Genomic DNA, 6468 nt, shown 5'->3' with positions numbered 1-6468 from the left:
GATCTCGTCGGATGACGTGCTGCGGCGCGCGGATTCACGGGCAGGCCGGCTTGCGAAGGGTCTTCGCAGACAGGCCTGCAAAGGCATTCCTTACTTCAGCAGATCTTCGACGGCGGCGCGTTCTTCACGCAGCTCGTTCTCGGTGATGGTCATCTTGCCGCGCGAGAACTCGTCCACGCTCAGGCCCTGGACGATCTCGTAACCGCCGTCCTTGCAGATGCACGGATAGCCGTAAACGATGCCCGGCTTGATGCCGTAGCTGCCGTCCGACGGCACGCCCATCGACACCCACTTGCCATTCGAACCCAGCGCCCAGTCGTGCATGTGGTCGACGGCAGCCGAGGCGGCCGAAGCAGCCGACGACAGGCCACGGGCCTTGATGATCGCCGCGCCGCGCTGCTGCACGACCGGGATGAAGTCCTTCTCGCACCAGGCCTGATCGACCAGGCTCATCGCCTTCTTGCCACCGATGGTGCAGTGGCTGACGTCCGGGTACTGGGTCGAGCTGTGGTTGCCCCAGATGATCACCTGGTCGATGTCATTGCCATGAACGCCGGTCTTCGACGACAGCTGCGACACCGCGCGGTTGTGGTCGAGGCGGACCATGGCGTGGATCTGCTTCGGATCGAGGCCGCCCTTGGCAGCGGCAGTCGCGGCGATCAGCGCATTGGTGTTGGCCGGGTTGCCGACCACCAGCACCTTGACGTTCTTCGAGGCCTTGGCGGCCAGGGCCGTGCCCTGCGGACCGAAGATGCCGCCGTTGGCGGTCAGCAGGTCCTTGCGCTCCATGCCCGGACCACGCGGACGGGCGCCGACGAGCAGCGCGTAGTCGGTGCCTTCGAAGGCGGTCATCGGGTCCGAGTGCAGCTCGATCGAATGGACCAGCGGGAACGCGCAGTCCTCGACTTCCATGATCGTGCCCTTCAGCTTCTCGAGCACTTCCGGCACCGGCACTTCGAGCAACTGCAGGATGACCGGCTGGTCCGGACCGAGCATCGAACCGGAGGCGACACGGAAAATCAGCGAGTAGGCAATCTGGCCGGCGGCGCCGGTAATGGCGACCTTGACGGGCTTCTTCATGGAGGAGGTCCTGTTGTTCGGGTTGGAGTGCTGCTGGGAGGCGGCTTGCTTGGGGGCTTGCTTTCGATTTGCTTTTTGGGCGGCGAATTATGCCGTTTATAGCCGTTGGGGGGCGAACGCGCGTTCGCGGCTCCGGCCTGCCACCGTTTCCTCAGTGCCTGTGCATCAGCGCCCCAGCCCGGCATCCTCGGCCACCAGCCGAGTGATCACCGACCAGTCCAACTCGCCGGCACCGCGCGCCACGCCACCCAGGATGCGGTCATGGACGAGGCTTGCGGTCGGCATCGGCACGCCTGAGGCGTTGGCGGCAGCCAGCACCAGATTGGCGTCCTTCAGGCCCAGCCGCAGCTTGAAACCGGGCGGATCGAAGCGCTCGTTGATCGCGATGTTTCCGTAGTTCTCGTAAACCGGCGAACGCATCAGCGCACCGTTGACGATATCCAGCACCTGCCGCGCCGGCACGCCGGCCTTGGCGGTCAGCGCGAAGGCTTCGCCGAGCGCTTCGAGCATCGCCATCAGCAGGAAATTGCCGGCCAGCTTTACCGTGTTCGCCTGCTCGGGATTCGGCCCGACATGGAAATGCGCCTGGCCCAGCGCCTTGAACAGAGGTTCCGCCTGCGCCACGTCCGCTGCATCACCGGCCGCGACGATCGACAGCTTCGCCGCGGCCGCTGCCTCCGGCCGGCCGAATACCGGCGCTGCCAGATAGCGGCAGCCGGCCTCGACATGCGCACGCGCCATCATCTGCGCAATCTGCACGCTGACCGTGCTCATCGAGATGTGCAGCCCGCCTTGCGGCAGACCGGCGAGCAAGCCCTGCTCGCCCAAGGTCACGGCATCCAGCGCGGCATCGTCCGCGACCATCGTGATGACGATGCCGTCGCTCTGTGCTGCAGCTTGGGCCGGAGTCGCAGCACTGGCGAAGCCGTGTTGGGCGAGGTCGGCATCGGCCAGCGGCGTGCGATTCCAGACGGTCACGGCATAACCCGCCGCGACCAGGTTGCGCGCCATCGGGATGCCCATGTTGCCGAGGCCGATGAAGGCGATGCGCGGCTGGCTCATGCTGATTTCTCCAAGTTGGGCCGCCATGTTCTACCCGCTTTCCCGGGCTCGGCAAAGCGCGCCTGTGGCCGCCGTGATTCGCCGCTCGTCGTCTGTCACGGCCGGCGGCTTTGACGTCGTCGGTGCGTAGCTATATATTTCATTAATGAAATATCTGTATATGAATTGTATCGGCTCTTGCCGCCGTCGCCTGCTGGTCCTTGCCAGTGCCTCGGTACTGGCCGGTTGCGCGAGCTTTGGCGGCATCGCGCCGCAATCGACCTTGCAGGACGTCGCAGCGCTCGATGCCGGCAAGGCACTGGTCTCGTCAGCGCCGGCGGACTGGCCGGACGCGCGCTGGTGGCAGACCTACGGTGATCCGCAGCTCGATGCGCTGGTCGCCGCCGCGCTGGCTGGCAATCCGGATCTGCGTCTGGCGCGCGCGCGCGTTGCCCAGGCCGAGGGCTACGCACAGAGCGCCGAGGGCGCGACCTTGCCGCGCCTCGATGCCGAGGCCGGCTTTCAGCGCACCTTCCAGACCCAGCAGGAGTTCAGCCCGTCGCCGGAATTTGCGCATACCTACTGGAAGTCCGATCTGCTGTTGCGCGCCTCTTATTCGCTCGATCTCTGGGGCAAGGACGAAAAGGCGCTGGATAGTGCGATCGACACGGTGCGTGCCGGCGAAGCCCAGACCCAGGCCGTGCGCCTGTCGCTGGCCACCGCCGTCGTCCAGGCTTATGTGCAGCTGTCGATGCAGCACGCGCTGCGTGACGTGCTGGTCGCCAATCTCGAACGCCAGCAGCAGTTGCTCGACATCGCTCGCCGTCGTCGCGAGGCCGGACTCGGCACCGAGCTGGAGGTCAACCAGGCGGCGACGCCGTTGCCGGACAGCCAAGCGCAGATCGAGCAGATCGACGAGAACCTGGCGATCGGCCGTCACCAGCTGGCGGCGCTGACCGGACAAGGCCCCGGCGCCGGAGATGCGATCGGCCGCCCGCGGCTGGCGCTCGATCACCCGGCCGAACTGCCGATGGCGTTGCCGGCGCATCTGCTCGGTCGCCGGCCGGATATCGTTGCCCAGCGCTGGAGAGTCGAGGCGAGCAGCCGGGATATCGAAGTCGCGAAAACCCGCTTCTATCCGGACGTGAATCTCGCCGCGTTTGCCGGCGTTGCCAGCCTGAACTTGAGCACCCTGGTCACCGGCAGCCTCGCCGACATCGGCACCGCCGGCTTCGGCCCGGCGATCAGCCTGCCGCTGTTCGACGGTGGCCGCCTGCGCGGCAATCTGCGTCTGCAGAGCGCGCGCTACGACGAAGCCGTGGAGCGCTACAACGGCGCGGTGATCGGCGCGTTGCGCGAAGTGGCCGACGAGATCAGCCGCCAGCGCTCGATCCAGCAGCAGCTGATGCTGAACAACACGGCGCTCGATAGCGCCCGGCTTGCCGAACAGCAGGCCGAGCAGGGCTTTCACGCCGGCCTCACCGACTACCTCAACGTGCTCAACACCCAGAGCGTGCTGCTGCAGCAGCAGCGCAACCGCACGCAGCTGATCGCCCGTCAGCTGGAAAGCCATGCCGCACTAATGGCGGCGCTCGGCGGCGGCTATCAGGCCACGCAGGAAGTGGCCATCCATGGAGACGCGCAGTGACAGACAGCTTCCACGAAGTCGAGCAGCGCATCACCGTCACCCGCAAGCGCCTGCGCGGCTATCCGCATCAGCAGGTGATGCTGGCGCGGCTGGTCGCCCATGTGCAGAAGCGGCAGAGCGATCTCTGCAATCTGGCGCTGAAGGCCTACGACCTGAACATGGTCACCTACACGGCGCTGATGATGCTGTACGGCTCACCGAACCAGACGCTGACGCCGTCCGAGCTGAGTCAGGCCACCGGCGAGAAGCCGACCAATGTCACCCGCGTCTGCGATGAACTGCTGGCCAAGGGCCTGATCGAGCGCAGCGCCGGCACCGAGGATCGGCGCAAGGTGGTGCTGCGCCTGAGCGCGGCAGGCGAGCAGCTGGTCAAGCGCTTTCAGCCGGATATCTGGCAGACGCTGGAACGGCTCTATGGCGGCTTCACCGACAGCCAGACCCAGGAGCTGACCGCGCTGCTGCGTCAGATACTGGCCAGGCTCGACCAGTCGAGTCCGTGAGCGCAATCGCTCCCCAGGCAGCTGCCGTCGGTCCGTGGCGCGCCGCGCTGCGCGACTGGCCGGCCAGTGAAGGCCGCGCCTGGATCTTCGTTGCCAAGACCATCGTCGCGGCGATGCTGGCGCTGTGGATCGCCTTCCGCATCGGCCTCGATTCGCCGCGCACGGCGATGCTGACCGTGTTCATAGTCGCCCAGCCGCAGACCGGCCTGGTGCTGGCGAAAGGCTTCTATCGCATCGCCGGCACCCTGGTGGGCTGCGCCGCGACGCTGATCCTGCTCGGCTTGTTCGCCCAGCAGCGCGAGCTGTTCCTCGGCGCGCTGGCGCTGTGGATCGGCCTGTGCACCGCCGGCGCGACGCGGGCCCGGAACTTCCGCGCCTACGGCTTCGTGCTGGCCGGTTACACCGCCTGCCTGATCGGCCTGCCGGCCACCCAGCATCCGGAGCTCAGCTTCGCGATCGCCGTGACTCGTGTCTCCGAAGTGCTGCTCGGCATCTTCTGCGCCGGCGTAGTCAGTGATCTGCTGCTGCCGCAGACGCTCGGTAGCAGTCTGGTCGGCACGGTGCGCGGCACCTATCGCGACTTTGCCGGCTTTGCCGTCGATGCCCTCCTGGGCCGGCTCGATCACGCGACGAACGAACGCGCCCACGATCGCTTTCTTGCCCAGTTCATCGCTTTCGAGGCGCAGCGCGATGCCGCCTATTTCGAAAGCCCGGAGACCCGCCTGCGTAGCAGCCGTTTCCGCCTGCTCAATGCCGATTTCATGGCCGCGACCACCGGCATCCATCTGCTCCATCAGTTCACCGAACGGCTGCGCCGCCGGCAGCAGCAAGCCACGCTCGATCGACTGACGCCGCTGTATGCAGCGCTGGCCGAAGTTCTGCTGCCGGCGAATGGCCAGCTGCCGGCGACCGCCACCGAAGCCCGGCCGCTGGCCGCCCGCATCGCCGGATTTCTCGGACAGCTGCCGACCTTGACCGCCGCAGCCGGCGCCGGCCTGGACGAAGCCGAGCCCGCCGATCGCCTCGACTTCGACTGCGCCGCCAACCTGCTGCAGCGCTTCGCGGCGGAACTGCTCGCCTACACCGAGAGCTACATCTCGCTGGTCTCGCCTGGCGATCGGCTGCCGCGGCCGGCACCGCCCTACGTGCCGCACGGCGACACCATTACCGCGCTGCTCGCCGGCCTGCGCGCAACTGGCGTGCTGCTCGCGGTCGGCGCGTTCTGGATCGTCACTGCCTGGCCGAGCGGCATCGGCGCGGTGACCATCGCCTGCACGCTGTGCTGCCTGTTCGCTGCGCTGCCGGCGCCGGTGGCCGCCGCGCGCGGGCTGGCGATCGGCTTCGGTGCGGGCCTGGTCGCCTCGTTCACCTGCGGCTTGCTGGTGCTGCCGCAGCTCGATGGTTTCGCCTTGCTGGTGGCCGGCATGGCGCCATTCATCATGGTCGGCGCCTGGCTGATCGCCAACCCCCGCACCGCCGGCATCGGCGCCGGTTACTGCCTGATGTTCGGCAGCACCATCGGCCTCGACAACGTCTCCCGCTACGATCCCGCGCTGCTGCTCAATGAAGGCTTCGCCGCGCTGCTCGGCGCGCTGATCGCAACTGCGGCGTTCGCGCTGATCGTGCCGGCCGGCACTCGCCGCCTGCGCCTGCATCTGACCCGCAGCCTGCGCCGCCAGGTGCTGATGGCCTGCTTCGAGACGGAAGCCGGCCTGCGTCATCGTTTCGAGAACAGCACCCGCGATCTGCTTGGCCAGCTGCTCGCCGGCGCCGATCGCGGCAGCGGCGAAGACCGTGCCTTGCTGGCGCGGGCGATGGCCGTGCTCGAAGCCGGCCGCGCGGTGATCGATCTTCGTGATGCCGCGACCATCGGCCGCCTGCGGATCGACAGTCGCAGCCATCTGAACGGTGCCGTGCGCGCCGTCGCGCGCTTGTTCCAGAAACCGGACCCACGTCGCCGCCAACAGGCGCTGGCCGGCATCGACAGCGCCGGGACGCGCATCGATCAGGCGCTGGATGCCGGCGACACCGACGAGCGGCAGGCACTGAACCGCGGCCGCGCCGCGCTGCATCTGCTGCGTGGCCTGCTGCTTGATGACGCGAGCTACGCGGCGCTGTCATCGCTGGAACTGGCTTTGGAAACACCGCCGCCGCAAGGAGCTACCGATGCCGCGTGAAATCGAACTGTTCGGCTTCTTC

5 protein-coding genes are annotated in these 6468 nt (G+C 67.4%); 3 read left to right on the top strand and 2 right to left on the bottom strand.

What is annotated here, in order from left to right:
* Positions 1 to 90 precede the first annotated feature (90 nt).
* Positions 91 to 1080: a malate dehydrogenase gene (locus tag QZY06_RS03205; protein ID WP_293392182.1), complete on the bottom strand. Its 990-nt coding sequence runs from the start codon at positions 1078 to 1080 to the stop codon at positions 91 to 93.
* Positions 1081 to 1245: 165 nt separating this feature from the next.
* The gene (locus QZY06_RS03200; RefSeq protein ID WP_295680115.1) at positions 1246 to 2142 is read right to left on the bottom strand and encodes an NAD(P)-dependent oxidoreductase; all 897 of its coding nucleotides are present in this window, start codon (positions 2140 to 2142) and stop codon (positions 1246 to 1248) included.
* A 160-nt stretch (positions 2143 to 2302) separates the two neighbouring features.
* Between QZY06_RS03200 and QZY06_RS03195 the strand changes: the two genes are divergently transcribed.
* The 3 genes from QZY06_RS03195 to QZY06_RS03185 are packed head-to-tail and all read left to right on the top strand — an operon-like array spanning position 2303 to position 6446.
* On the top strand, positions 2303 to 3769 hold the full coding sequence (locus tag QZY06_RS03195) for an efflux transporter outer membrane subunit (protein WP_295680112.1): 1467 nt from the start codon (positions 2303 to 2305) through the stop codon (positions 3767 to 3769).
* Complete coding sequence (locus QZY06_RS03190; protein ID WP_295680109.1) at positions 3766 to 4269, top strand: MarR family transcriptional regulator; 504 nt, start codon at positions 3766 to 3768, stop codon at positions 4267 to 4269. Before QZY06_RS03195 ends, QZY06_RS03190 begins: the two co-directional genes overlap by 4 nt.
* The gene (locus QZY06_RS03185; RefSeq protein WP_295680106.1) at positions 4266 to 6446 is read left to right on the top strand and encodes an FUSC family protein; all 2181 of its coding nucleotides are present in this window, start codon (positions 4266 to 4268) and stop codon (positions 6444 to 6446) included. Before QZY06_RS03190 ends, QZY06_RS03185 begins: the two co-directional genes overlap by 4 nt.
* Positions 6447 to 6468 lie beyond the last annotated feature (22 nt).

The organism is uncultured Nevskia sp. (assembly GCF_903885465.1).
Taxonomy (GTDB): Bacteria; Pseudomonadota; Gammaproteobacteria; order Nevskiales; family Nevskiaceae; genus Nevskia.
Note: the sequence above shows the minus strand (reverse complement) of the source record. Positions and strands in the feature narration are given on the sequence as shown.